Origin of the sequence: Pseudomonas sp. SORGH_AS_0199, assembly GCF_031453735.1 — a bacterium.
Taxonomy (GTDB): domain Bacteria; phylum Pseudomonadota; class Gammaproteobacteria; order Pseudomonadales; family Pseudomonadaceae; genus Chryseomonas; species Chryseomonas aestiva.
Map to the genome: position 1 here is coordinate 2,088,740 of NZ_JAVJAE010000001.1, position 26,145 is coordinate 2,114,884.

General features: G+C 65.4%; 19 protein-coding genes and 2 pseudogenes. 12 read left to right on the forward strand and 9 right to left on the reverse strand.

The features are described 5' to 3' along the window. Positions 1-312 precede the first annotated feature (312 nt). From QE444_RS09775 to purM, 3 genes are read right to left on the reverse strand one after another with little or no spacing between them, the layout of a single operon-like run. On the reverse strand, positions 313-1,026 hold the full coding sequence (locus QE444_RS09775; RefSeq protein ID WP_017638949.1) for a DUF3108 domain-containing protein: 714 nt from the start codon (positions 1,024-1,026) through the stop codon (positions 313-315). Between the two features lie 15 nt (positions 1,027-1,041). Next, complete coding sequence (gene purN, locus QE444_RS09780) at positions 1,042-1,710, reverse strand: phosphoribosylglycinamide formyltransferase (RefSeq protein WP_187978765.1); 669 nt, start codon at positions 1,708-1,710, stop codon at positions 1,042-1,044. Beyond that, positions 1,707-2,768, reverse strand: coding sequence for a phosphoribosylformylglycinamidine cyclo-ligase (purM, locus tag QE444_RS09785; RefSeq protein ID WP_187978766.1), 1,062 nt, complete (start codon positions 2,766-2,768; stop codon positions 1,707-1,709). The genes purN and purM overlap by 4 nt, the downstream gene beginning before the upstream one ends. Before the next feature lie 285 nt (positions 2,769-3,053). Here purM and QE444_RS09790 point away from each other — a divergent pair. After that, a pseudogene (locus QE444_RS09790) lies at positions 3,054-4,152 on the forward strand (DUF2066 domain-containing protein). A 97-nt stretch (positions 4,153-4,249) separates the two neighbouring features. Beyond that, the gene (hda, locus tag QE444_RS09795; protein ID WP_064306685.1) at positions 4,250-4,954 is read left to right on the forward strand and encodes a DnaA regulatory inactivator Hda; all 705 of its coding nucleotides are present in this window, start codon (positions 4,250-4,252) and stop codon (positions 4,952-4,954) included. A gap of 12 nt (positions 4,955-4,966) precedes the next feature. Here hda and wrbA read toward each other — a convergent pair whose 3' ends face one another. Further along, the gene (gene wrbA, locus QE444_RS09800; RefSeq protein WP_273809074.1) at positions 4,967-5,569 is read right to left on the reverse strand and encodes an NAD(P)H:quinone oxidoreductase; all 603 of its coding nucleotides are present in this window, start codon (positions 5,567-5,569) and stop codon (positions 4,967-4,969) included. Continuing rightward, positions 5,566-5,919 (reverse strand): arsenate reductase (glutaredoxin), encoded by a 354-nt coding sequence (gene arsC / locus QE444_RS09805; RefSeq protein WP_273861232.1) that lies wholly within the window; start codon positions 5,917-5,919, stop codon positions 5,566-5,568. The genes wrbA and arsC overlap by 4 nt, the downstream gene beginning before the upstream one ends. 91 nt (positions 5,920-6,010) lie before the next feature. On the opposite strand from arsC, the gene QE444_RS09810 reads away from it, so the two are divergent. Both QE444_RS09810 and QE444_RS09815 read left to right on the forward strand, forming a co-directional pair. After that, positions 6,011-7,261, forward strand: a complete 1,251-nt coding sequence (locus tag QE444_RS09810; protein WP_309738185.1) for a YihY family inner membrane protein — start codon at positions 6,011-6,013, stop codon at positions 7,259-7,261. Further along, positions 7,261-7,546: pseudogene (locus QE444_RS09815) on the forward strand (acylphosphatase). Before QE444_RS09810 ends, QE444_RS09815 begins: the two are co-directional and overlap by 1 nt. A gap of 16 nt (positions 7,547-7,562) precedes the next feature. Here the strand turns inward: QE444_RS09815 and QE444_RS09820 are convergent. After that, positions 7,563-9,269, reverse strand: coding sequence for a proline--tRNA ligase (locus QE444_RS09820; RefSeq protein ID WP_309738186.1), 1,707 nt, complete (start codon positions 9,267-9,269; stop codon positions 7,563-7,565). A gap of 154 nt (positions 9,270-9,423) precedes the next feature. After that, complete coding sequence (locus tag QE444_RS09825) at positions 9,424-10,737, reverse strand: OprD family porin (protein WP_133859715.1); 1,314 nt, start codon at positions 10,735-10,737, stop codon at positions 9,424-9,426. A gap of 368 nt (positions 10,738-11,105) precedes the next feature. On the opposite strand from QE444_RS09825, the gene QE444_RS09830 reads away from it, so the two are divergent. From QE444_RS09830 to QE444_RS09840, 3 genes are all read left to right on the forward strand, one after another. Next, positions 11,106-11,522, forward strand: a complete 417-nt coding sequence (locus QE444_RS09830) for an HIT family protein (RefSeq protein ID WP_309738189.1) — start codon at positions 11,106-11,108, stop codon at positions 11,520-11,522. Continuing rightward, the gene (locus QE444_RS09835) at positions 11,519-11,728 is read left to right on the forward strand and encodes a SlyX family protein (RefSeq protein ID WP_064306679.1); all 210 of its coding nucleotides are present in this window, start codon (positions 11,519-11,521) and stop codon (positions 11,726-11,728) included. The genes QE444_RS09830 and QE444_RS09835 overlap by 4 nt, the downstream gene beginning before the upstream one ends. Before the next feature lie 192 nt (positions 11,729-11,920). Then, positions 11,921-16,768 (forward strand): NAD-glutamate dehydrogenase, encoded by a 4,848-nt coding sequence (locus QE444_RS09840; protein WP_309738192.1) that lies wholly within the window; start codon positions 11,921-11,923, stop codon positions 16,766-16,768. 106 nt (positions 16,769-16,874) lie between these two features. On the opposite strand, the gene QE444_RS09845 is transcribed toward QE444_RS09840, so the two are convergent. Then, positions 16,875-17,900 (reverse strand): alpha/beta hydrolase, encoded by a 1,026-nt coding sequence (locus QE444_RS09845; protein WP_309738194.1) that lies wholly within the window; start codon positions 17,898-17,900, stop codon positions 16,875-16,877. Between the two features lie 215 nt (positions 17,901-18,115). Here QE444_RS09845 and QE444_RS09850 point away from each other — a divergent pair, with 215 nt between their 5' ends. From QE444_RS09850 to QE444_RS09865, 4 genes are all read left to right on the forward strand, one after another. Beyond that, a complete protein-coding gene (locus QE444_RS09850) occupies positions 18,116-20,365 on the forward strand; it encodes an ATP-binding protein (RefSeq protein WP_187978775.1) in 2,250 nt (749 codons plus the stop codon). Positions 20,366-20,373: 8 nt separating this feature from the next. Next, positions 20,374-20,835: a response regulator gene (locus tag QE444_RS09855; RefSeq protein WP_133859710.1), complete on the forward strand. Its 462-nt coding sequence runs from the start codon at positions 20,374-20,376 to the stop codon at positions 20,833-20,835. A 99-nt stretch (positions 20,836-20,934) separates the two neighbouring features. Continuing rightward, the gene (locus tag QE444_RS09860; protein ID WP_187978776.1) at positions 20,935-23,346 is read left to right on the forward strand and encodes a response regulator; all 2,412 of its coding nucleotides are present in this window, start codon (positions 20,935-20,937) and stop codon (positions 23,344-23,346) included. A 27-nt stretch (positions 23,347-23,373) separates the two neighbouring features. Then, positions 23,374-23,943: a biliverdin-producing heme oxygenase gene (locus QE444_RS09865; protein ID WP_263258947.1), complete on the forward strand. Its 570-nt coding sequence runs from the start codon at positions 23,374-23,376 to the stop codon at positions 23,941-23,943. 9 nt (positions 23,944-23,952) lie between these two features. Here QE444_RS09865 and QE444_RS09870 read toward each other — a convergent pair whose 3' ends face one another. Next, entirely contained in the window at positions 23,953-24,828 is an 876-nt protein-coding gene (locus QE444_RS09870) for a hypothetical protein (protein WP_263258948.1), read from the reverse strand. A gap of 185 nt (positions 24,829-25,013) precedes the next feature. On the opposite strand from QE444_RS09870, the gene QE444_RS09875 reads away from it, so the two are divergent. Next, the gene (locus QE444_RS09875) at positions 25,014-26,033 is read left to right on the forward strand and encodes a quinone-dependent dihydroorotate dehydrogenase (RefSeq protein WP_309738199.1); all 1,020 of its coding nucleotides are present in this window, start codon (positions 25,014-25,016) and stop codon (positions 26,031-26,033) included. Positions 26,034-26,145 lie beyond the last annotated feature (112 nt).

The window sequence follows — 26,145 nt, forward strand, 5'->3', positions numbered from 1 at the left end:
GCAGGGCTTGAAAACCCATACTAGAGCGTTTCGCTTCAGGACCAAGGCGTATCTCGGCAACAAGTCGTTACAACTTCTGCGACAATCTGTCGCGCCTGCGGTTGTCGTCCGGCGGCGGCATCATCGCCTTGGGCCGCTCCTGCAGGATCAACAAGGGTGTAGGAGCGGCCCATGGCCGCGATAGGCACCTCTGTAAAACGCCAGAAGAGGGCTGCTGGATACGCACCGCCTTCCTGCTGAGACAGCAACCACGCCTGCTTGGTGGATAAAGGAAAACGCCCTCCGAAGAGGGCGTTTTGCCTGCAGACCTGATCAGTTGGCGCCTTTCACCGTGCGCCCGTTGACCGAGCCTTCCTTGAGGCTGGTCTGGTATTCCTTGCCGTCGCTCTCCTGCTGGTAGAGACGCACCAGCAGATAGTCCCAGTCCTTGGCGAACCACAGTTCGGTCTTGCGGCTGCTCTTGGTGGGATCACGCACGCGCTCCACCTTGATGGCATCGAACAGGCCCAGCGGGGTGCGGATGCGCTCCGGACCGATGACCCGGAAGTCGTAGGTGTCGATGCTGTCGCCGTCGACGATCTGGTAGCTCATGCTCTTCTTGCCGTCGGCCACGTCCTGCTGCAGCTTGAGCTGATAGGTCGACTTGTCCAGCAGACCGCGATCCAGGGGCAGGCTGACCGGATCGTCCTTGTCCTTGCCGGTGACCTTCTTGGCGGCCCAGTCGAAGGTCAGCTCGCTCTCGCGGCTCTTGCCCAGCCCGCTGCGCTTGTACTGGTAGGTGTCCGGCAGGAAGGCTTCGCCTTCGTGGCGGAAGGTGCTGGACTCGTTGAGGCCGGCGACCAGCATGGAGGCTTCGAACTTCAGCTCCCAGCGACCATCGGCTTCTTTCTCCAGCGAGCGTTCGGCCGAGCCGCTGACCGGCATCTGCTTCCAGTCGGCGGTGTAGCTGGCCGTGAACGGCTGCAGGTCGAAGGCGAAGGCCGAGGCACTGCAGAGGGTGGCCAATAGGAACAACAGACGTCGCATCAGTTTCTCCTTGGATCAGGAAAGGGAGGCCGCGGCCGTCAGCGACGGCAATGTGGCCCCGGTAGGCGGCAGTGCCTCGCCATCGAGCTCGGCACCCAGGGTACCCAGCCGCAGACGACCTTCGGCGAACAACCGCACGGCCACAGGATAAAGGAGGTGCTCGGCGGCGTGTACCCGTGTCGCGAGGCTCTCCGCCGTATCTTCGGCCCGTACCGGCACCCGCGACTGCAGGACGACCGGACCGCCATCCAGTTCTTCGGTGACGAAGTGCACGCTGCAGCCGTGCCAGGCATCGCCGGCATCGAGGGCGCGCTGGTGGGTGTGCAGGCCCTTGTACAGGGGCAGCAGCGAGGGATGGATATTGAGCAGGCGACCCTGGTAGCGCCGCACGAAGGCGGGCGTGAGGATGCGCATGAAGCCGGCCAGGACCACCAGATCGGCGCCCTGGGCGTCGATGGCGGCCGCCAGGGCCGCATCGAAGCTGTCGCGATCGCCGTGTTCGCGGTGATCGATCACCCGGGTGGCGATCCCGGCCTGGCGGGCCCGCTCCAGGCCATAGGCCTCGGCGCGGTTGGCGATCACCGCCGCGATCCGCACGGGCGGCGTCGCGGCGTCGAGCAGGGCTTGCAGGTTGCTGCCGTGGCCGGAGATGAGCACCACCACGGCGCAGTCGGCAGGGCTCATCCGTGCTGTTTCAGATTGTTCAGCACGACCTGGTCGGCGCCCTCGGCGGCCTGTTCGATACGGCCGATGACCCAGGGCTGCTCGCCCTCGGTACGCAGCACCTGCAGGGCGCCTTCGACCTGATCCTGGGCCACGCAGATGACCATGCCCACGCCGCAGTTCAGCACGCGGTGCATCTCGGTCTCGTCGACGTTGCCCTGCTGCTGCAGCCAGTCGAATACCGCCGGACGCTGCCAGCTGGCCACGTCGAGCACCGCCTGGGCACCCTCGGGCAGCACGCGCGGGATGTTGTCGAGCAGACCGCCACCGGTGATGTGGGCCATGGCCTTGATCGCGCCGGTGTCCTTGATCAGCTTGAGCAGCGGCTTCACATAGATGCGGGTGGGCGCCATCAGCAGTTCGGTCAGCGGCTGGCCGTCGAGCTGGATGTTCTCGATGTCGGCGCCGGCCACCTCGATGATCTTGCGGATCAGCGAATAGCCGTTGGAGTGCGGGCCGGAGGAGGGCAGGGCGATCAGGGCGTCGCCGGTGGCCACCTTGGAACCGTCGATGATCTCGGACTTTTCCACCACGCCGACGCAGAAGCCGGCCAGGTCGTAGTCTTCGCCTTCGTACATGCCGGGCATCTCGGCGGTCTCGCCACCCACCAGGGAGCAGCCGGCCTGTTCGCAACCGGTACCGATGCCGGTCACCACCTGGGCAGCGACGTCGACATTGAGCTTGCCGGTGGCGTAGTAGTCGAGGAAGAACAGCGGCTCGGCACCGCAGACCACCAGGTCGTTGACGCACATGGCGACCAGGTCGATGCCGATGCTGTCGTGCTTGGCCAGGTTCATGGCCAGGCGCAGCTTGGTACCGACGCCGTCGGTGCCGGAGACCAGTACCGGCTGGCGATAGCCTGCCGGGATCTCGCACAGGGCACCGAAGCCCCCCAGGCCGCCCATGACTTCCGGGCGGGCGGTGCGCTTGGCGACGCCCTTGATGCGTTCTACCAGAGCCTCACCGGCGTCGATGTCTACACCGGCGTCCTTGTAGCTCAGCTGGGGTTGTTTGCTCATGAATCCTGGCCTTTGGCTAATGGCGAAACGAGCCGGCTGGCGCCAGCCGGCAATGAGGCGGGCGATTTTACCAGAAGCCGTGCCAAAGCACGCGGCCGGCCGCGGCCTCCGGTCCGGGCGGCGATGGCACCCGGCCAGCCTGCCGTGGTCTGAGCCTGGTCGCCCATCCGTTCGCCGGGCGGGCAGTCTCCGTCGCTACCTTCTGCGCAGCCCGCGACCCAGTGCCCTTGCTCGCGGATCGGGCGGCTTTTAAGGTATGCCCCTTGCCCTTTCTATGGAATCGCCATGCGCCGTCTCGTCCTTCCGTTGCTCGCTTCGCTGCTGGTCCTGAGTCCGCTCGCCCGCGCCGAGGTGGTGGACAACCTCTACCAGGTCCGCGAGCCGGTGACCTCGCAACAACCGGACGAGCGCAATGCCGCCCTCAAGCGCGCCCTGCAGGTGCTGGCCGGACGCCTGACCGGCAATCCCCAGGCCGGCCAGACCCCGGGTCTTGCCAGTGCCCTGGCGGCGCCCGAATCCCTGATCAGCCAGTACAGCTATGACGCCGGCCCGCCGGAGGTGCTGGTGGCCAACTTCGACCCGGCCGCTACCGAGCGTGCCCTGGGCCAGGCGGGGCTCTCGGTATGGGGCGCCAATCGTCCGGTGGTGATGATCTGGTGGCTCAACGACGCCGACAGCGGGGCGACCCTGGTGGGTGATGGCCAGCCCGCCAGCACCGGCGTCCAGCGTGGCGCCCAGCGCGCCGGCCTGCCGATCCGCCTGCCGCTGGCCGATCTCAACGAGCAACTGGCCGGCACCGCCGCCAACATCGACGCCAACGACCCGACCGCCCTGCGCCAGGCCTCCGAGCGCTATGGCGCCAATGCCCTGCTGGCGGTGCACGCCAAGCCCCAGGGCAATGGCTGGCAGGCCCAGTGGCGCCTGTGGAACAACGGCGCCGCGGAGCAGGGCAGCAGCCAGGCGGCCGATCAGGACGCCCTGGCGGCTGCGGTATTGCAGGACGTGGCCCGCGCGCCTGTCGAAGAAATTCGTCTCCCGCCCGGGCACCACCCAGCCGCTGACCCTGGTGGCCGACAATTCCAACTTCGAGCGTTATGCCCAGCTGCAGAAAGTCCTGGAGCCCCTGTCGAGCCGCCTGGTCAAGGTCGAGGGGACTCAGCTGACCTACGACCTCACTGCCAATCCGGACCAGTTGCAGGCGCAACTCGGTCTTGCCGGGCTGCAGCCCGCCTCGGCGCCGGCCGCCAATGCTGCGCCTGCCACTCCGCCAGCTGCGACCCCGGGCACGCCCGTCGACGCCACGGCCACGCCGAACGCGCCTGCGGCCCAGCCGGCCCCATCCGCTCAGCCGGCACGTACCACCCTGTATTTCCGCTGGCCATGAGGGCCGACACCCAAGACTGAAGCGGCTGCTGCGAGGGACCCGGGATTTGGTTAGACTTGGCGCCCTCGCGAAACTGCCAAGAGCCGTTCGAGCTGGCATGATGCCTTTACAGCTGCCCCTGGGCATTCGTCTGCGTGACGACGCCACCTTCGTCAATTACTACCCTGGCGCCAATGCCGCGGCGCTCGGCTATGTCGAGCGTCTCTGCGATGCGGATGCCGGCTGGACGGAAAGTCTGATCTATCTCTGGGGTGGCGCGGGCGCCGGTCGCAGCCATCTGATGCAGGCCGCCTGTCACCGCCTGGAGGAACTGGGCGAGCGCGCCATCTACCTGCCCATGGGCGAACTGGCCGACTACGGCGTCGAGCTGTTCGACAACCTCGAGCAGTGCGAACTGGTCTGCCTCGATGATCTCGACGCCCTGGCCGGCCAGCGGCGTTGGGAAGAGGCGCTCTTCCACCTGTTCAATCGTCTGCGTGATGCCGGCAAGCGGCTGCTGATCTCCAGCACCGCGGCGCCGCGGCAATTGCCGGTGCAGCTGGCCGATCTCAAGTCGCGGTTGACCCTGGCGCTGGTCTTCCAGCTGCGCCCGCTGTCCGACGAAGACAAGCTGCGCGCCCTGCAGCTGCGCGCTTCCCGCCGTGGCCTGCACCTGACCGACGAGGTCGGCCGCTTCATCCTCTCACGCAATACCCGCAGCATGGACGCCCTGTTCGACATGCTCGAACGTCTGGATCAGGCGTCACTGCAGGCGCGACGCAAGCTCACCATTCCCTTCGTCAAGGAAATCATGGGCTGGTAGCCGCGCCGGCTCCTACTTCTTCTGCAAGCGACCCGCCAGGGTCGCCAGGCGCTTGCCCAGGGCCCGGCACAGCGCCGTCTCCTGTTCGTCCAGTGCGCGCTTGCCATCCGCCCCGGCGAAATGACTCGGCCCATAGGGCGTACCGCCGCCCTTGGTCTCCAGCAGGGCGCTCTCGCTGTAGGGCAGGCCGGTGATAAGCATGCCGTGGTGCAGCAGCGGCAGGGCCATGGACAGCAGCGTGCTCTCCTGGCCGCCATGCAGGCTGGCGGTGGAGGTGAAGACGCCGGCGGGCTTGTCCACCAGGGCACCGGTCAGCCAGAGGCTGTTGGTGCCGTCGAGAAAATACTTCATGGCGGCGGCCATGTTGCCGTAGCGCGTCGGGCTGCCCAGGGCGAGTGCCGCGCAGTCGCGCAGATCATCGAGGGTGGCATAGACCGCACCCTGCTCGGGCACTGCCGGGGCAACAGCAGCGCACTCGGCGGACACCGCCGGCACGGTACGCAGGCGCGCGGCCATGCCGGCCATCTCGACCCCGCGTGCAACCTGGCGAGCCATCTCGGCGGTGGCGCCATGGCGGCTGTAGTAGAGCACCAGGACGTAGGCTTCGGGGGTCATTGCAGGATCTCCAGGACACGCTCGGGGGGACGACCGACGACGGCGCGTTCGCCGCACACGGCGATGGGTCTTTCGATCAGCTTGGGATGGGCGGCCATGGCCGCGATCAGGGCGTCTTCGTCCAGCGCCGGATCGGCCAGGTTCAATTCGCGATAGGCCTCCTCGCCGGTACGCAGTAACTGGCGCGCCTCCAGGCCCAGCTTGCCGAGCAGCTCGCGCAAGGCGCTGGCATCCGGCGGCGCCTCCAGGTAGGGCACCGCCGACACGGCTAGCTCGCGGCTTTGCAGCAGCTCAAGCGCTGCCCGCGATTTCGAGCAGCGAGGGTTGTGATAGAGGACGATTTCACTCATGGGCTGATCCATAGAAGGTAAGATGCCCATTGTAGCGGGTTGGCGAGGACTGCCGCGCCAGCCCTTGACCGTGCCTTTCGAGGAACCGCCAATGCCGGCCCGCTTGCGTGAACTGCTGTCCTTCGTTCGCTACCTCGCCGACCGCTTCATCGAGGATCGCGCGCCCAACAACGCCGCGGCCCTGACCTACACCACGCTGTTCGCCGTGGTTCCGGTGATGACCGTGACCTTCGCCATGCTCTCGGCGATACCCGCCTTCCAGGGCACCGAAGTGCAGATCCAGGCCTTCATCTTCCGCAATTTCGTGCCCTCCACCGGGGCGACCCTGGAGGAATACCTGCGCAACTTCATCGAGCAGGCCCGTCACCTGACCTGGCTGGGCGTGGCCCTCTTGGCGGTGACGTCCTTCTTCATGCTGGTGACGGTGGAAAAGACCTTCAACGACATCTGGCGGGTGCGCATTCCACGGCGTGGGGTCTCCAGCTTCCTGCTCTACTGGGCGGTGCTCAGCCTGGGGCCCCTGCTACTGGGCGCCGGTTTTGCCATGAGCACCTACCTGGCCTCGGTGGCTCTGGTGTTCGGCTCCTACGGCATGTCCGGCGCCCAGGCGCTGCTCAAGGTCACGCCGCTGCTGTTCAGCATCGCCGCCTTCACCCTGATGTACGCGGCCGTGCCCAATACCCGGGTCCCGCTGCGCCACGCGCTGATCGGCGGGGCCCTGACCGGGGTGCTGTTCGAGGCGGCCAAGAGTCTGTTCGGTCTCTATGTCTTCTACTTTCCCGGCTACCAGCTGATCTATGGCGCCTTCGCCACGGTACCGCTGTTCCTCGTCTGGATCTATGTCTGCTGGCTGATCGTGCTGCTGGGCGCGGAGGTGGTCTGCAGCCTGTCCACCACCCATCACTGGCGCCGCGCGCCCCTGCCGGCCTTCTTCATCCTGCTCGCCGTGCTGCGGGCCTTTCTGGAGCGCCAGCAGAGCGGCTCCAGCCTGCATCTGGGGCGGCTGCACCAGGCCGGCTGGAAGCTGCCGGAGCATGAGTGGCACGCGGTGCTGGCCTTCCTGCAACAGGAACGCCTGGTGTGCCAGAACGACAGCGGCCACTGGGTGCTCTGCCGCGACCTGCATGGCTATGCGCTACTGGACCTGCTGGATCGCGCGCCTTGGGCGCCTCCCGCACCGGATTGCTGGCCGCCCGCCGAACGTTTTCCAGGTGACTGGTATCCGCAGCTGCGGGAAGCTTTCGCGCGGCTGCAGGCACAGCGTCATGAACTGCTGGCCGGGAGCGTGGCCCACTGGCTCAAGGTCGCGCCGGCGCTGGAAAAAAGGAGCGCCCCGCGATGATGGATAGAGCGGCGCGTCACGGCCTGATCAGTGGCCGCGTACAGGGCGTCTACTACCGCGAAAGCACGCGGCAGGAAGCGCAGCGCCTGGGCATCACCGGCTGGGTGCGAAATCTGGCGGATGGCCGGGTGGAGTGCCACCTGGAGGGTTCGGTCGAGGCACTTGCCCAGCTGGAACGCTGGCTCTGGCAGGGGGCCGGCAGCGGCCCGGGTGACCGGGGTGGTGCTGGAGGAGGTGGCCTGTGAAGGCTTCACCGACTTCCAGGTCAGGCGCACGGACGCCTGACCTGAAGCGGTAGTCCTCAGCGGGCCTTGAGGAAGTCGACGATCTCAGCCAGGGCGATGTTCTGGCTGTCGCTGTCGGTACGGCCCTTGTATTCGACCAGACCTTCATTGAGGCCGCGCTCACCGACCACCAGGCGGTGGGGGATGCCGATCAGCTCCATGTCGGCGAACTTCACGCCAGGGCTGGTCTTCTTGTCACGGTCGTCCAGCAGCACATCGAAGCCGGCGGCCTTCAGTTCGGCATAGAGGCGATCGGTCGCGTCCTTCACCGCGGCGTTCTCGTACTTCATCGGCACCAGGGCGACGTTGAACGGTGCCAGGGCAGCCGGCCAGCGGATGCCACGCTCGTCGTGGTTCTGCTCGATGGCGGCGGCGACCACGCGGGACACGCCGATGCCGTAGCAACCCATGGTGAGCAGGGTAGGCTTGCCTTCCTCGCCCAGGACCGACAGCTTCATGGCCTCGCTGTACTTGGTGCCCAGCTGGAAGATATGGCCCACTTCGATGCCGCGCTTGATCACCAGGGTACCCTGGCCATCCGGGCTCGGATCGCCCGCCACCACATTGCGCAGGTCGGCGACCTGGGGCAGCGGCAGATCGCGCTCCCAGTTGACGCCGAAGTAGTGCTTGTCTTCCTGGTTGGCGCCGATGCCGAAGTCGCTCATCAGGGCGACCGAGCGATCAACGATGCAGGGAATCGACAGATTCATCGGGCCCAGGGAGCCAGGGCTGGCACCGATGGCCGCGCGGATCTCGGGCTCGGTGGCGAACACCAGGGGGCTGGCGACTTCCGGCAGGTTGGCCGCCTTGATCTCGTTCAGTTCGTGATCGCCACGCACCACCAGGGCGACCAGCTTGCCTTCCTCGGCCCCGCGTACCACCAGGGTCTTCACGGTCTTCTCGATGGCCAGACCGAATTTCTCCACCAGATCGGCGATGGTCTTGGTGTCGGGGGTATCGACCAGACGCAACTCTTCGCTGGCGGCACCGCGCGCGGTTTCCCGCGGCAGGGCCTCGGCCTTCTCGATGTTGGCGGCGTAGTCGGAGCTGTCGCTGAAGGCGATGTCGTCTTCACCGGAGCCGGCCAGCACATGGAATTCGTGGGAACCGCTGCCACCGATGGAGCCGTTGTCGGCCTGCACCGGCCGGAAATTCAGACCCAGGCGGCTGAAGACGTTGCAGTACGCCTGGTACATGTCGTCGTAGGTTTGCTGCAGCGACGCCTGGTTCAGGTGGAAGGAGTAGGCATCCTTCATCACGAATTCGCGGCCGCGCATCAGGCCGAAGCGCGGGCGGATCTCGTCACGGAACTTGGTCTGGATCTGGTACAGGTTGATCGGCAGCTGCTTGTAGCTGTTCAACTCGTTGCGCATCAGATCGGTGATGACTTCCTCGTGGGTCGGGCCCACGCAGAAATCGCGCTGATGGCGATCCTTCAGGCGCAGCAGCTCGGGGCCGTACTGCTCCCAGCGACCGGATTCCTGCCACAGCTCGGCGGGCTGGATCGCCGGCATCAGCACCTCCAGGGCACCGGTGGCGTTCATTTCCTCGCGCACCACGGCTTCCACCTTGCGCAGCACGCGCAGGCCCAGCGGCAGCCAGGTATAGAGGCCGGAGGCCAGCTTGCGGATCATGCCGGCACGCAGCAGCAGCTGGTGGCTGATCACCACGGCATCGGAAGGGGTTTCTTTGAGGGTGGACAGCAGGAACTGGCTGGTACGCATGGCTAGGCGGTCTGTCGGCATCGAGACGGGACCGGCATTGTACGGCGGGGTGGGGCAGGGCGTACAGGGACGCGGGTGGCACCGACTAAGGGTCGGAAAAGAACAGCCCGGCGAATGCCGGGCTGCTGGATCGTGCGAGTGACGCTGGCCTCTATCAGAGGATGTTCAGCGGGTACTCGGTGATCAGGCGGAACTCGTTGACGGTGCCGCCGGTGCTGGCGTCGCCACGGTGCCAGGCTTGACGGACGCGGAAGGACAGGTCCTTGGCCGGGCCGCTCTGCAGGACGTACTTGGCTTCGACGTTGGTCTCGCGCTCTTTGTCGCCGTCCTGGTACAGGCCAGCGTAGGCGGTGCCGCCCTTGGGCGCGTCGATGTCGTGACCGTAGATGTAACGGGCCATGAAGCTCAGGCCGGGTACGCCCAGGGTAGCCATGTTCAGGTCGTAGCGCGCCTGCCAGGACTTCTCGCCGGAGGCGTTGAAGTCGGAGTACTGGATGGAGTTGGCCAGGAAGATGCTGTCGCCACCGTTGCCGGTGTTGGCACCCTTGCCACCGACGCCGACGTAGTCGAACGGCGAGTCGCTGCTCACGCCCTGGTAAGCCAGGGTGAAGGTGTGGGCATCGATGCTGTAGGCGGCGGCCAGCGAGTAGGCATTGTTGGTGAAATCACCCAACTTGGCGCTGCCAGCGTCCTTGGTGTAGTAGTAGTTGAAGTCGAACGTCAGTGCCTGGTTGGCCGCCAGCGGCTGCACGAAGTTGACGTTGGCGTAGTACTGGTTCCACAGATCTTCCATGCGGCCGTAGTACAGCGACGCATTCAGCTGATCGTTGATCTTGTACTTGCCGCCCAGGTAGTCGGCGGAGCCGGCAGTGATGCCAGACGCGTAGGTCGCGCCCAAGTTGCCGTCATGGTAGGTGTTGGTGCGGTCACGCGCAGCGGTGATGTGGCCAGCTTCCAGGAACAGGTTCTCGATTTCTTCGCTGGTCAGCATGAAGCCGGTAGCGGTCTGCGGGAACAGGCGGCTGCCACCCACGGCGAAGACCGGGGAGGTGGGCTGCACGTTGCCGTACTTCAGGACGGTGTTGGAGACGCGCAGTTTCACTGCGGCGCCAGCGGTGGAGTACTCGTCCTTGTTGCGACCGTCGCTGTCGATCTGCAGGTTGCCGGAACCGACGTGGCCGCGACCGCCGTCCAGTTTCAGGCCCAGGTAGCCGAAGGCATCCACACCGACACCCACGGTGCCCTGGGTGAAGCCCGATGCGTAGTTCATCAGGAAGCCATGGCTCCAATCTTTACGATCGTTGGCGCCGTTCTTGAGATCCCGGTTGAAGTAGTAGTTGCGGTTCAACAGGGTCAGCTTGCTGTCTTCGACAAAGCCCTTGGATTCGGACTGCTGGTCGGCGAAAGCCAGTTGAGTGGTCCCTGCGGCTACGGCCAGGGCGAGAATGCTCCACTTCATCGCTTGCATCAGAAATGCTCCTTTGGGTTGAAAGTCAGCCATCGTGTCAGCCGTGGCTGTTTGTTCTAATGGCGGCACATATAGCACCTCTCTCAGAGGGGCGATAGGCTTCATCAAAATTTTGCGTGTGATGAGCGGATTAACCGTGACTCTTAAGAAAGCTCTTTAAGAGTTCCCGTCCGATCGTCGTACCCGGATCGTGATAGCAAAAAGCGTGCACAAATCCCCAAACGCCGAGCCCGCCTGTCTATCGTCAGGCCTCTCCCCGGGTGACGGGCAGTTTCGGGCGGGTTGATTGCACCTTTGTGACACCAAAGGTTTCACGTTCCCCAAGCCGTGCACACTTTTAGTGCTGACTGGTGTTAGCAGGAGATGAGATGTTCCAAATAGATCCACGACTGGCCGGCGATTCCCTGGAAGTGACGTCCTTGACGCTGTGCCAGGTATTGCTGCTGAACGATCGCCGCTATGACTGGCTAGTGCTGGTGCCCCGTCACGAAGGTGTTACCGAGGTCCTCGACCTGTCACCGCGGGACCAGGCACAACTGTGGCGAGAGGTGACACTTGTTGCCCAGGTGTTGCGTAACGCTCACCCTGACCGCAAATTGAACATCGGCGCCCTGGGTAACGTTGTCCGGCAATTGCACCTGCATGTCCTGCTGCGGCAGGAAGGTGATCCGGCCTGGCCCGGCCCGGTGTGGGGGCACTCGCCACGCGAGCCCTATACCGCGGAAGCCGGTCGTGCCGCTACGGAACGCTGGCGAGCGCTGCTCGAACAGGAGGCACAGGCATGACCCTCGAAGAACGTATCGCCGATCTGGAGATGCGCCAGGCGTTCCAGGACGACACCATCCAGACGCTGAACGACATCATCGTCGAGCAGCAGCGGACGCTGGATCGCTGCGCGGCGCAGATCCGGATGCTGGCCGAACGCCAGGCGGAGTTGCAGAGCGCAGGCGGTGGCGGCATGCCGGACGAAGCCCCGCCGCCACACTATTGAGATTCGTTCCGCAGCTGAATCTTGTTGTCGCCCTGACGTACGTGCGCAGGCGGCTTTGCCGGCTACTCTAGCGGCACTGCATCCTTGCACTTTTTTGGTGCAGTCCGGCCTCGTCCCTTGTGGAACTCGCTCCGGGAGAGGCCTGTCCTCTGCGGAGCGAAGCCCACAGCACCTTCAGGACGGAGTACGGTTATGGCGTTTTTCACCGCTGCCAGCCAAGCGGATTTCCAACAACAACTCAAGAATGCCCTCGCGGCCCATGTCGAAGGGGACACCCTCGAACAACTGGATCGCTTCACCGCCCAGTTCTTCGGCATCGTCCCGCTGGAAGAACTCACCCAGCGTAGGCTGTCCGATCTGGTCGGCTGCGTGCTGTCGGCCTGGCGCCTGCTGGACGTCTTCGATCCGGCCGAGCCGCGGGTGCAGGTCTTCAATCCGGATTACGAGCGGCACGGTTGGCAATCGAGCCACACCGTGGTCGAGGTGCTGCACGCCGATTCCCCCTTCCTGGTGGATTCGGTGCGGATGGAACTCAACCGCCAGGGCTATAGCGTCCATACCTTGCAGAACAGTGTCCTCAGCGTGCGCCGGGATGCCCAGGGTCGCCTGCTCGAGTTGCTGCCCAAGGGCCAGCAGGGCGAAGGGGTCACCCGCGAAGCCCTGATGTTCCTTGAGATCGACCGCTGTGCGGCCGCCACCGAGTTGCGCACCCTGGAGGCGGCGCTGCAGGAGATCCTCGGCGAGGTCCGGCTGACCGTTGGTGACTTCGCGGCCATGAAGGCCAAGGTCGCCGATCTGCTGACCTGGCTGGATCGGCGTCCGGCCGGTGTGGAGGAGGGGGAACTGGCCGAGGTGAAGGCCTTCCTCGACTGGCTGCGCAACGACAGATTCACCTTCCTCGGCTACGAGGAATTCACCGTCGATGGCGATGGCGAGACGGCGATTCAGCGCTATGTGCCTGATTCCCTGCTGGGGCTGTCGCGCCGCCTGCGTGGCCGGCCCGAGACCGCCGAGATCACGCTGTCCGGTGATCCGCTGCGCTATCTGCGCGAGCCGGTGCTGCTGTCCTTCGCCAAGGCGGCCGACCCGAGCCGGGTGCATCGCCCGGCCTATCCCGATTTCGTTTCCCTGCGCGAGGTGGATGCCAGCGGCCGGGTGGTGCGCGAGCACCGCTTCATGGGCCTCTATACCTCCAGCGTCTACAACGACAGCGTGCGGGAGATTCCCTATATCCGCCGCAAGGTCGACGAGGTGCGTCGTCGCGCCGATTTCGACAGCAGCGCCCACCTCGGCAAGGAACTGGCCCAGGTCCTCGAAGGCCTGCCGCGGGACGATCTGTTCCAGACCCCGGTGGACGATCTGTTCAGCACGGCCATGGCCATCGTGCAGATCCAGGAACGCAGCAAGGTCCGCGTCTTCCTGCGCCGCGATCCCTATGGTCAGTTCTTTTACTGCCTGGCCTATGTGCCGCGCGACATCTACTCCACCGAAGTGCGCCAGCGCATGCAGCAGATCCTCATGGATCGCCTGCATGGCACTGACTGTGAATTCTGGACCTTCTTCTCCGAATCCGTGCTGGCGCGGGTGCAGTTCATCCTGAGGGTCGATCCGCTGCAGCCGCAGGACGTCGATCCGGCGCGCCTGGAGCAGGAGATGGTGCAGGCCTGTCGCAGCTGGAAGGACGACTTCGCCAGCCTGATGGTGGACAGCTTCGGCGAAGCCCAGGGCACTTCCATCCTGGCCGACTATCCGCTGGGCTTCCCGGCCGGCTATCGCGAGCGCTTCGCGCCGCACCTGGCCGTGGTGGACATGCGTCACCTGCTGGACCTGAAGGACGATCGCCGTCTGGCCATGGGCTTCTACCAGCCGCTGACCCAGACCGGCGACAACGTCCTGCACTGCAAGCTCTACCACGCCGATACGCCCCTGGCGCTGTCGGACGTCTTGCCGATCCTGGAAAATCTCGGTCTGCGCGTGCTCGGCGAATTCCCTTACGAGCTGCGCCATCGCAATGGCCGCCGCTACTGGATCCACGATTTCGCCTTCACCACCGTGGCCGGCCTGGAGCTGGACCTGCAGCAACTCAACGACACCTTCCAGGACGCCTTCGTCCAGGTGGTGGACGGCCAGGCGGAAAACGACAGCTTCAACCGCCTGGTACTGACCGCCGGGCTGCCCTGGCGGGACGTCGCGGTGCTGCGTGCCTATGCGCGCTATCTCAAGCAGATCCGCATCGGCTTCGACATCGGCTACATCGCCGCCACCCTCAATGCCCACGTCGACATCGCCCGGGAGCTGGTGCGGCTGTTCCGCATGAAGTTCTACCTGGCACGGCGCATGACCAGCGAGGACCTGGACGACAAGCAGCAGCGTCTGGAGCAGGCCATCCTCAGCGCCCTCGACGATGTGGCGGTGCTCAACGAAGACCGCATCCTGCGGCGCTATCTGGACCTGATCAAGGCGACCCTGAGAACCAACGTGTTCCAGACCGACGCCGCCGGCAAGCCCAAGGCCTACTTCAGCTTCAAGCTCGATCCCAAGGCCATTCCCGAGCTGCCGCGCCCGGTGCCGCGCTACGAGATCTTCGTCTACAGCCCGCGCGTGGAAGGGGTGCACCTGAGATTCGGCAACGTCGCCCGCGGCGGCCTGCGCTGGTCGGATCGCGAGGAAGACTACCGTACCGAGGTGCTGGGCCTGGTCAAGGCGCAGCAGGTCAAGAACTCGGTGATCGTCCCCGTGGGTGCCAAGGGCGGCTTCGTGCCGCGGCGTCTGCCGACCGGTGGCTCCCGTGACGATATCCAGGCCGAAGCCATCGCCTGCTACCGCATCTTCATCAGTGGCCTGCTGGACATCACCGACAACCTCAAGGATGGCGAGGTGGTCCCGCCGGCTGCGGTGGTGCGCTACGACGGCGACGATCCCTACCTGGTGGTGGCGGCCGACAAGGGCACCGCGACCTTCTCCGACATCGCCAACGGTATCGCCCAGGACTACGGTTTCTGGCTCGACGACGCCTTCGCCTCCGGTGGCTCGGCGGGCTATGACCACAAGAAGATGGGCATCACCTCACGGGGCGCCTGGGTCAGCGTGCAGCGCCACTTCCGTGAGCGCGGCATCGATGTGCAGACCGATCCGGTCACCGTGGTGGGCATCGGCGACATGGCCGGCGACGTCTTCGGCAACGGTCTGCTGCGTTCGCGGAGCCTGGAGCTGGTAGCGGCCTTCAACCACCTGCACATCTTCATCGATCCCAATCCGGATGCCGAACGTAGCTATGTCGAGCGCGAGCGGCTATTCAACCTGCCACGTTCGAGCTGGACCGACTATGACACCAGCCTGATCTCCCAAGGCGGCGGCATCTTCCCGCGCAGTGCCAAGCGCATCGCCATCAGCCCCGAGATGAAGGCGCGCTTCGATCTGCAGGCGGATCACCTGACGCCCAACGAGCTGATCAATGCTCTGCTCAAGGCGCCGGTCGATCTGATCTGGAATGGCGGCATCGGCACCTACGTGAAGGCCAGCTTCGAAACCCATGCCGATATCGGCGACAAGGCCAACGACGGTCTGCGCGTGGACGGCTGCGAGCTGCGCGCCAAGGTGATCGGCGAGGGTGGCAACCTGGGCATGAGCCAGCTGGCACGGGTGGAATTCGGCCTGCACGGCGGCGCCTGCAACACCGACTTCATCGACAACGCCGGTGGCGTGGACTGCTCCGACCACGAGGTCAACATCAAGATCCTGCTGGGCGACGTGGTCTCCGCCGGCGACATGACCGTCAAGCAGCGCAACACGCTGATGGGCGAGATGACCGACGAGGTCGGCGAGCTGGTGGTCGCCAACAACTACATGCAGACCGGTGCCCTGTCCCTGGCGGAATATCGGGCGCGGACCCACCTGGCCGAATACCAGCGGCTGATCGTGGATCTCGAAGGGCGCGGCAAGCTGGATCGTACGCTGGAATTCCTGCCCAGCGACGAGGTGCTCGCCGAACGCGCCGCCAAGGGGCAGGGGTTGACCCGTTCCGAGCTGTCGGTGCTGATCTCCTACAGCAAGATCGACCTCAAGGAACAGTTGCTGGCGTCCACGATGCCGGACGACGAATACCTCGCCCGGGACATGCAGGGCGCCTTCCCGCAGCGCCTGACCGAGCAATTCCCCGAGGCGATGGCGCGCCATCGCCTCAAGCGCGAGATCGTCGCCAACCAGATCGCCAACGACCTGATCAACCACATGGGCATCACCTTCGTGCAGCGCCTGTGCGAGTCCACCGGCATGAGCGCGGCCGATGTCGCCCGCGCCTATGTGGTGATGCGCGATGTGCTGCACCTGCCGCACTGGTGGCGTCAGGTGGAGGCCCTGGATCATCAGGTGCCGGCGGAATTGCAGTTGCGTCTGATGAGCGAGCTGATGCGCCTGGGGCGGCGGGCGACCCGCTGGTTCCTGCGCAGCCATCGCAGTGGCCTGGACGCGGGCGCCGTGGCGGCCTTCTTCGGGCCACGCATCGCCGCGCTGGGCGTACGGCTGGACGAGCTGCTGCAGGGCGAACCGCGCCAGGACTGGGAAGAGCGCTTCCGCGCCTACACCGAGGCGGGCGTGCCTGAACTGCTGGCACGGGTCGTCGCCGGGACCAACCACATCTATACCCTGTTGCCGGTGATCCAGGCCGCGGAGGTCACCGCCCAGGATCCGCTGGAGGTGGCGGCCACCTGGTTCGCGGCGGGTGATGTGCTGGATCTGGCCTGGTATCAGCAGCAGCTCAACCAGTTGCCGGTCGCCAATGCCTGGCAGGCCCTGGCCCGCGAAGCCTTCCGCGACGAGGTGGATGTGCAGCAGCGCACCATCACCGTGGCCATGCTCAATCTGAGCGAGGCGCCGAGCGATCCGGAAGCCCGGCTGTCGCTGTGGCTGGAGCGTCACCGGGCGGCGGTGGAACGCTGGCGCGGTCTGCTGGTGGATCTGCGCAATGCCAGCGGTCAGGACTATGCGATGTACAGCGTCGCCAGTCGTGAACTGGCGGATCTCGCCAGCAGCAGTGTCTGAGGTGACGGGCATTCGCGAGTGGTCATCGCGGATGCCCTGACCCGATCAGGCGATAGCAAAGGCGGCGTGCCCCTGGGGACGCCGCCTTTTTTGTGCCTGGATCAGCTCAGGGTTTCGGCTGGGTCGAGGGTGCCTTGAGGGCGCTCAGCCCTTGCAGGAGCGCCTGGTGAAAGCGTTCCGGCGCCTGCATCTGCGGCGCATGGCCCAGGTCCGGGAATTCCACCAGGGTCGCCTGGGGAATGCGCTGCGCCGCCGCCTTGCCCAGTTCGGGATAGTGGCCCAGCTGCGCCTTGAGGGCGGCCGGCGCCGCATCCTTGCCGATGGCGGTGGTATCGCGCTGGCCGATCAGCAGCAGGGTGGGCATGCGCAGTCGGTCGAATTCGTAGACCACCGGCTGGCTGTAGATCATGTCGTAGATCAGGGCGGAGTTCCACGCCGCCCGCTCCTTGCCCGGTCCCTCGTTGAGACCCGCGAGCATGTCCACCCAGCGATCGTAGGCGGGAGACCATTGGCCGGCGTAATAGGTGCTGCGCTCGTAGTCGCGGATGGCGGCGGCCGAGGTCTTGAGCTCCCGGGCATACCACTGGTCGACGCTGCGATAGGGCACGCCCAGTGCCTTCCAGTCTTCCAGGCCGATGGGATTGACCAATACCAGCTGCTCGGTGGCCTCGGGATAGAGGAGGGCGTAGCGGGTCGCCAGCATGCCGCCGGTCGAATGACCGATCAGGGTCGCCCGAGCGATGCCCAGGCGGTCGAGGAGGGCGCGGGTGTTGGCGGCCAGTTGCTGGAAGCTGTATTGATAGTGCGCCGGTTTGCTCGACTTGCAGAAGCCGATCTGGTCCGGCGCCACGATCCGATAGCCGGCAGCGCTCAGCACCTGAATGCTTTGCGCCCAGGTACCGGCGCAGAAGTTCTTGCCGTGCAGCAGGACCAGGGTCCGCCCGTTCGGTTTTCCGCTCGGCGCGACGTCGAGATAGGCCATTTCCAGAGGCTGTCGCTGGGAGTCGAAGCTGAAGGTCCTGACCGGGTAGTCGTAGGCGAAGCCTTCGAGACGTTCGCCATAGACGGGCGCCGCCTGGCTGAGCGGACTCAGCAGCAGGGCGGCCAGGGGGAGGGCGAGGCGCAGGGACATGGGCAGGATCCTGGGGCTAAACCAGTTCCGACCGGACGCCGGTGGAGAAGATCCCGGATCGCGCCTCGAACGCTGTCGGCCTTGCTGCGGGTGTCCGGGCTGCGGGCCGTTTCGCTTCGCCTCCCGCCCCGGGTCTGATAGTCTGAATGACCTTTGTTTCCAATTCGGCGCACCGCTTTCCCTGCGCTTCTTCCCGATCACACGAGGTTCCCGGTTTGGCGCTCGAGTCACCTTCCAAGACGCAGCCCGACGCTCTGGCCGATTGTGCCAATGAGCCGATCCACATTCCCGGCAGTATCCAGGAACATGGCTTCCTGTTCGCCGTGGAAGAGCCGGATCTGCGCATTGTCCAGGCCAGCGCCAACGTGCGCGAGTACCTTGGCGTCGCCGTGGAGGATGTACTGGGTCGCACGCTTGGCGAATTGCTGCCGGGGTGCGATCTGCCGGCCATGCTCGGGGCCCTGACCCAGGAAGAGCAGAATCCCATCTATCAGGGCGACGTCACCCTGGGGCCGCAGCGGCAGACCTTCGCGCTGTTCATGCATCGCTTCGGTGGGGTGCTGATCGTCGAATTCGAGGCGCCGGTGGACAGCCGGCTCGGCCTCAATACCCTCTATCCCATGGTGCGGGTGTTCATCGAACAACTGCACCAGGCCGAAACCGTGGATGCCATCGCCACGCTCGCAGTGCGCGAAGCCAAGCGCATCTCCGGCTTCGACCACACCATGATCTATCGCTTCGACGAAGAAGGTCACGGACAGGTGCTGGCCGAGGAGTGCGATCCCGGCGTACCCAGCTATCTGGGGCTGAGATTTCCCGCCTCGGACATCCCGGCCCAGGCCCGCCGCCTGTACCTGGCCAACCGCATCCGGGTGATCGGCAACGCCTACTACCAGCCGTCGCCGCTGCAGCCGCAGACCAATCCGCTGACCGGCCAGCCGCTCGACCTCAGCTTCGCGCAACTGCGCAGCGTGTCGCCGGTGCACCTGCAGTACATGAGAAACATGGGCACCCTGGCCTCCATGTCGGTTTCCATCGTGGTCGGCGGCCGTCTCTGGGGTCTGGTGCTCTGTCACGATCGCCAGCCGCAGCGGGTATCCTTCCAGACGCGGACCGCCTGCGAACTGTTCGGTCGGGTGCTGTCGCTGCAGATCGATGCCGCCGAGACCCACGCGGAATCCGATCGTCGACTGGCGCTGCGTCAAGCCATGGTGCAGATGCTCTCGACCATGGCCGACCGCGACAGCGTCTGCCAGGGACTGCTGGAGCTGCCCCAGGTCTATCTGGATTTCGCCCGGGCACAGGGCGCCGCCATCATTTCCTCCGACGGCACCGAGCTGATCGGCCAGGCGCCGCCGCGCGACGTGGTGGATAGCCTGGTCGAGTGGTTGTCGGTCAACGTCAAGGATCACTACGTCACCGACAACCTGGCCAAGGACATCGCCGCGCTGCCACAGCTGGCCCAGTATGCGGCCGGGGTGCTTGCCGTACCCATTTCCGAATTGCATTCCCACTATCTGATCTGGTTTCGCAGCGAGCTGGTGCAGGTGGTCAACTGGGCCGGGCGGCCAGCCAAGCAGGAAGGCAGCGATGGACGCCTGTCGCCCCGACAGAGTTTCGTGCTCTGGCAGGAGACGGTCCGCGGCCTGTCGCTACCCTGGTCGCCGCTCGAGCTGGAAAGCGCCATCGAATTGCGCAATGCGGTGCGCGGGATCGTCCTGCGCAAGGCCGAGGAGATGGCCGAGCTGGCCGAGGAGCTGCAACGCAGCAACAAGGAACTGGCGGCCTTCTCCTACAGCGTGTCCCACGACCTGCGTGCGCCGCTGCGCCACATCGCCGGCTACGCCGAGCTGCTGGGCGACATCGAAGGCGGCAAGCTGTCGGACCGGGGGCGGCGCTTCCTGGAAAACATCGGGTCGTCGGCGCGCTTCGCCGGCAGCCTGGTCGATAACCTGCTGAGCTTTTCGCAGATGGGGCGGGCGGCGATCCGCTATTCCGACGTCAATCTGACCGCCCTGGTGGAAGCCATTCGCGAAGAGATGGCCCCGGACTATGCCGAGCGGCAGGTGGAGTGGCACATCGGCCCCCTGCCTGTCGTCATCGCCGATGCCGCCTTCGTCCATCTCGCCTTGCGCAACCTGCTGGCCAATGCCATCAAATACAGTCGCTACGAAGAACCGGCGGTCATCGAGATCGGCACCTTGCCGAGCGATTCCGAGGACATCATCTTTGTTCGGGACAACGGTGTCGGTTTCAACATGGACTATGTAGGCAAGCTGTTCGGCGTCTTCCAGCGCCTGCACCATGCCGATGAATTCGAAGGGGTCGGCATCGGTCTGGCCAGTGTCAGACGCATCATCGAGCGTCATGACGGTCGGGTCTGGGCCGAGGGTGCCATCGGCGAGGGCGCTACCTTCTTTTTCGCCCTTCCCAAACAACGTCCGTCCCCGGTACACAAAAGGTAGTTCTGTTCATGCTCAAACCCATTGTGCTGGTCGAAGACAATCCGCACGATCTGGAGCTCACCCTGGTGGCTCTGGAGCGCAGCCAGCTGGCCAACGATGTCGTGGTCCTGCGTGACGGTGCCGAAGCGGTCAATTATCTGCTCAGGCGCGAACCCCATGCCGATCGCGAGCCGGGCAATCCCGCCGTGATGCTGCTGGATCTCAAGCTGCCCAAGGTCGATGGCCTGGAAGTGCTCGAACTGATTCGTCGGACGCCTGAGCTGTGCAGCATTCCCGTGGTCATGCTGACTTCATCACGGGAAGAGCCGGATCTGGAAAAGGCCTACGAGCTGGGCGTGAACGCCTACGTGGTCAAGCCGGTCGAGTTTCGTGATTTCGTCGCCGCGATCAGCGACCTCGGCGTATTCTGGGCCGTGCTCAATGAGCCGCCGCCCGGATCGCGTCGTGTCACCAGGCGCATTGGCCGCTAGCGAGTGAAGATCAGTGCATCCGCATCCAGTCATCCGCGACCGGCCGATATGCGCGATCCGGCTTCCCTGAGTGAACAGATTCAAGGCCGACGTCCGTTTATGCCGCTCTCGAAACAGATCAAGATCCTGCTGGTAGAGGACAGCAAGCTCGATGCCGAGCTGATCCTGATCGAGCTGGAAAGGCACGGCTTCGAGCTGCAATCCAAGATCGTCTATGAACGTACCGGTCTGACTCTGGCGCTGAGCCAGCAGACCTACGACATCATTCTCTCCGACATCATCCTGCCGGGCTTCTCCGGTGCCGAGGCCCTGCGCGTGGCGCGGGCGCTGACGCCGGAAACCCCCTTCATCTTCGTCTCGGGCATCTTCGGTGAAGTGCACGCGGTGGAGATGATGCGCCTGGGCGCCAACGACTATGTGCTCAAGCAGAGCATGGAGCTCTTGGCCAAGGCGGTCGAGCGGGCACTGCTGGTGGTGCACGAGCGCCGCGAGCGGCGCCGCGCCGAAGAGGCCCTGCACAGCCTGGAAGTCCGGTCCCGCCTGGCCATGGACGCCTCCCGGCTGGGCATGTGGGAGTATCTGCCGGCCAGCCGTACGCTGGTCTGGGACGAGCGCTGCAAGGCCATGTTCGGCCTGCCGGCCGATGCGGTGGTCGATCTTGAGGTGTTCGCCCGCCTGTGCGGCAGCGATGGCCTCGAACGCTTTCTCGATACGGTCCGCCAGGCGGGCGCCGACGAGCGCGACGACGACTACCGCAGCGAATACCGCATCCGCCTCGACGATGGCGCCCAACGCTGGGTCGAGACCCGCGGCCAGCCCTTCTTCGATGCCGGCGTCTGCACCCGCTTCCTTGGCGTGATGCTCGACATCACCCAGCAGCGCGACGCCGCGGAGAAACTCGAACGACTCAACGTCAGTCTCGGCGAGCGCGTCGAGGAGCGTACCCGCGAGCGCGATCGGACCTGGGATCTCACCCGCGATCTGCTGCTGGTGTGCAAACCCGACGGTACCCTGGTAGCGCTCAACCCGGCCTGGGAAGAAAATCTGGGCTGGTCGCGGGTGGAGCTGCTCGATTCCTCGCTGCTGGCGCTGGTGCATCCCGACGAGCGCTTCATCACCGACAACGAACTCAAGCAGCTGGCCACCGGTGCGACCAGTCAGCGCTTCGTCAATCGTATCCGCCACCGCGACGGCAGCTATCGCTGGATTTCCTGGACGGCGGTGCCGGATGCCGGCATGACCTATTGCTCCGGACGGGACATCTCCTCGGAGGTCCTGGCGATGGAAGAACTGGCCGCGGCGAATCGCCAGTTGCGCGAGCAGATCGACGAGCGCGAGCGGGTGGAAGACACCCTGCAGCAGATGCAGCGCCTGGAGGCCGTGGGTCAGCTCACCGCCGGCGTGGCCCATGACTTCAACAACCTGCTCACCGTGGTGCTCAGCAGTGCCAGCTTCCTCGAGCGGGATCTAGCGCGCCTCGAAGCGAGTGACAAGACCCAGGGGCGGGTGCAGAACATCCGCGAAGCGGGCGAGCGGGGCGCCAAGCTCACCGCCCAGCTGCTGGCCTTCTCCCGCCGTCAGCGTCTGGCGCCCAAGCCGGTCAAGCTCAACGAAACCGTCGAAGGCATGCTCGAACTGCTGCGCAGCACCATGGGTGGCAGCGTCTGGATCGAGACCCACCTGCGCGCCGATTGCTGGCATGCCTTGGTCGACCCGACCCAGATCGAACTCATCATCCTCAATCTGGCGATCAATGCCCGGGATGCCATGGCGGTCGGCGGCACCCTGCGGCTGAGCACCTCCAACCAGACCATCAGCGAGCCACCCCAGCGTCCGGAAGAACCTGAGCCGGGTGAGTACGTGCTGCTGGCGGTGCAGGATTCCGGTACCGGCATGAGCGAAGAGGTGCTGGCCAAGGCCTTCGAACCCTTCTTCACCACCAAGGAGGTGGGCAAGGGCTCCGGTCTGGGCCTGGCCCAGGTGTTCGGCTTCGCCAAGCAGTCCGGTGGTGGCGTGCGCATCGAGACGCAGATGGGCAGCGGCACCACGGTGCTGGTCTATCTGCCGCGTACCGAGGCGGAAGATGCCGTGGATCCGGTCGGGTTACCGACCCCGGGTCGGGACGAACAGGCCGCCGAGCGACGCATCCTGCTGGTCGACGATGATCATGCGGTGCGCAACGTGACCGCCGCGCTGCTGGCGGATCTCGGCTATCAGGTGGTGGAGGCCAGCAACGGCTTCGCCGCCCTGAGCGCCCTGGAGCGTGATCCGCAGATCGATCTGCTGCTGGCCGATTTCGCCATGCCCGGCATGAACGGTGCCGAACTGGCTCGCCAGGTGCGCAAGCGGTTGCCGCAGTTGCCGGTGGTCTTCATCACCGGCTACGCCGAACTGGGCGAACTCGATCCCGAACAGTCATTCATCGTCCCCAAGCCCTTTCGCGAGGCGGATCTGGCCGCACGGCTGCAGGCCGCCCTGCGCGGCGAGAAGCCCCAGCCTTCGCCGCTCTGAACACCGCGGTCACTACGAGGTATTTGCGTGTCCACCATTCGTGAAATGTTGCGTGCCGAGGGCGGTGCCCTGCACCAGCAGGTCGATGCCACCTTTGGCCGCTATGCATTGCAGACGCGACCCCATTACACCGCCTTTCTCCAGGCCCATGCCCAGGCCCTGATCGGCCTCGAAGAGTTGCTTGAGCGCTCCGGCATCCAGCGGCTGTTGCCCGACTGGGCAGAGCGTCGCCGCCGCGGGGTGCTGGCGGAGGATCTGCAGCGTCTGGCCGCCGACAGGCCCGAACCCGTCGTCCTCGAGCGCCTGCTCGACGAAGGGGAATGCTGGGGGGTGGCCTATGTGCTGGAGGGTTCCCGATTGGGTTCGCGACTGCTGGATCGTCATGCCGGCGAGAGTCCGGATGAAGCGGTGCGCGACGCCCGGGCCTATCTGGGGCATGTGCCGCCTGCGGGTGCCTGGCCGGGATTCCTGCAGCGACTGGACGAGGCGGGCAGCGACGCGCAGTTGCATCCGGCGATGCTGGCCGGTCAGCGCCTGGCCTTCGAGGTGTTCCTGGCGGCGGGGCAGCGTCACGCGCCTGCGGTCGCTGCCGGCTGAGACGCTTGCCTAGAACGCCTGCAGATAGCCGATCACCTCGGCGGCACCCAGGCGTTCGAGAATCTCGGCGAGGACGCGGGTGGTCGCCACTTCATTGGGTAGCAACAACCACTCCAGATCCTCGCCAGGTGCGGGCAGCGGCAGGCGGGCATAGTCGAGCTTCAACCCCAGCAGCACCTGGACGAAGTCCGGGTGATTCCAGACCGCATTGGGCAGGGCATAGACCGCGAAGGCCTCCTGCAGGCGGTCGATGGCCGCCTGATCCAGGCTCAGGTACTGGATCTGCGCCGGCACTTCCACGGCGATACCGCGGATGCGGGCGTAGGCGATGATGCTGGCAAGGGCGAGGGTGGTGGCCGCCTCGTTTTCCAGGAACAGCCGCGTACCTCGCCAATTGGCCTGGCGCAGGCGCAAGGGCTGCTCCGCAGAGAGATTCGGCAGGGTGCGATAGAGCGCCGCCTGGAAATCCCGATAGCCGATGATCCGCACCTGCTCGCGCGCTGCGGGCAGGGCAGCCAGTTCTTCCAGTTGCACCGCGGAGTCAGAGGCGCTGTCGCCCAGCCGCTGGCAGAGGCCTTCGATGGCGCGCAGGTCCAGGGCGGCGACCTGCTGGGTATCGGCGATCACCAGCTGGCTGAGCAGGGCATGGGCGCGACTCTTGATTTCCTGGGTCGGACCGGACAGGGCGGCGCGTGGCAGGCCAAGGAGCAGGTGCAGTGGGTGGCCTTCATCCCACCAAAGACTGGCGCTGGGCGCGGGCAGGGGGAGAAAGGCATCGGCGAGGCGTTCCAGGCAACGCTGGATGCGGCGACTGGCCAGCGAGGGATGCAGATGCAAGGCCAGTGAAGACCAGGGGCTGCCCAGGAGGTTGGCACTGTTGCTCATGAGGTCTCCGGGGCGGATAGGAACTGCACGACCGATTCTAGCGTGGGACAGACAGCGTTATCGTCAAATGATTCCTGAAAGGTAGGATCTTTTGTGCGAGTGACCGTTCGAGTCCGGGGCGAGCGACGTATGGCGGGTAGCAAGCCTGTATAATGCGCGCTTTCCGAATTGCCTGTGAGTCCGCCATGTACGACGCGCTCCGTCCTCTGCTTTTCAAAATGTCTCCCGAAGGATCGCATGATCTGGCGTTGGACCTGATCGGCGCCGCGGGTCGGCTGGGCCTGACGGGCCTCGGTCGGCGGCCGGGCCGGCTGCCGGTGCAGGTCATGGGTCTGGAGTTTCCCAATCCGGTGGGTCTGGCCGCCGGACTCGACAAGAACGGCGCCGCCATCGACGGCTTTGCCGGTCTGGGCTTCGGCTTCATCGAGATCGGTACCGTGACGCCACGGCCGCAGCCGGGCAATCCCAAGCCGCGGCTGTTCCGCCTGGAGCAAGCCGACGCCATCATCAACCGCATGGGTTTCAATAATGCGGGCGTGGATGCCCTGATCGAACGGGTCAAGGCTGCCCGCTTCCAGGGCGTACTGGGGATCAACATTGGCAAGAACGCCAGTACCCCGGTGGAACGGGCGGTGGACGACTACTTGATCGGTCTGGAGCGGGTCTATGCCCATGCCAGCTACATCACGGTGAACGTGAGCTCGCCCAACACGCCCGGCCTGCGCAGCCTGCAATTCGGCGATGCGCTCAAGAGACTGCTGGAAGCCCTGCGCCAGCGTCAGGAAGACCTGGCGGTCCGGCACGGTCGGCGAGTGCCCATCGCCATCAAGATCGCTCCGGACCTGACCGATGAAGAGATCGTGCTGACCGCCCAGGCGATTCGCGATGCCGGGATGGACGCCATCATCGCCACCAACACCACCCTGGGCCGGAAAGGGGTGGAGAACCTGCCCAATGCCGCCGAGGCCGGTGGCCTGTCGGGTGCTCCGGTGCGGGAGAAGAGTACCCACGTGGTACGGGTGCTGGCCGCTGAGCTGGGTGGTCGGCTGCCGATCATCGCGGCGGGTGGGATCCTGTCCGGGGAAGATGCGGCGGAAAAGATCGCGGCGGGCGCCAGTCTGGTGCAGCTCTACAGCGGCTTCATCTATCGCGGACCGGCGTTGATCCGGGAAGCCGTGGATGCGATCGCCGCGGCGCGCCCCTGAGGGGAGGGGGCTCGCTTGGAGCCCCCGTGGGACCGGGTCCCTGATCCCGGAAGAGGATCTGACTGGAAAGAAACCAGAACGCTGTGGAAGCCCAGGGCTTCCGCTAGTGAAA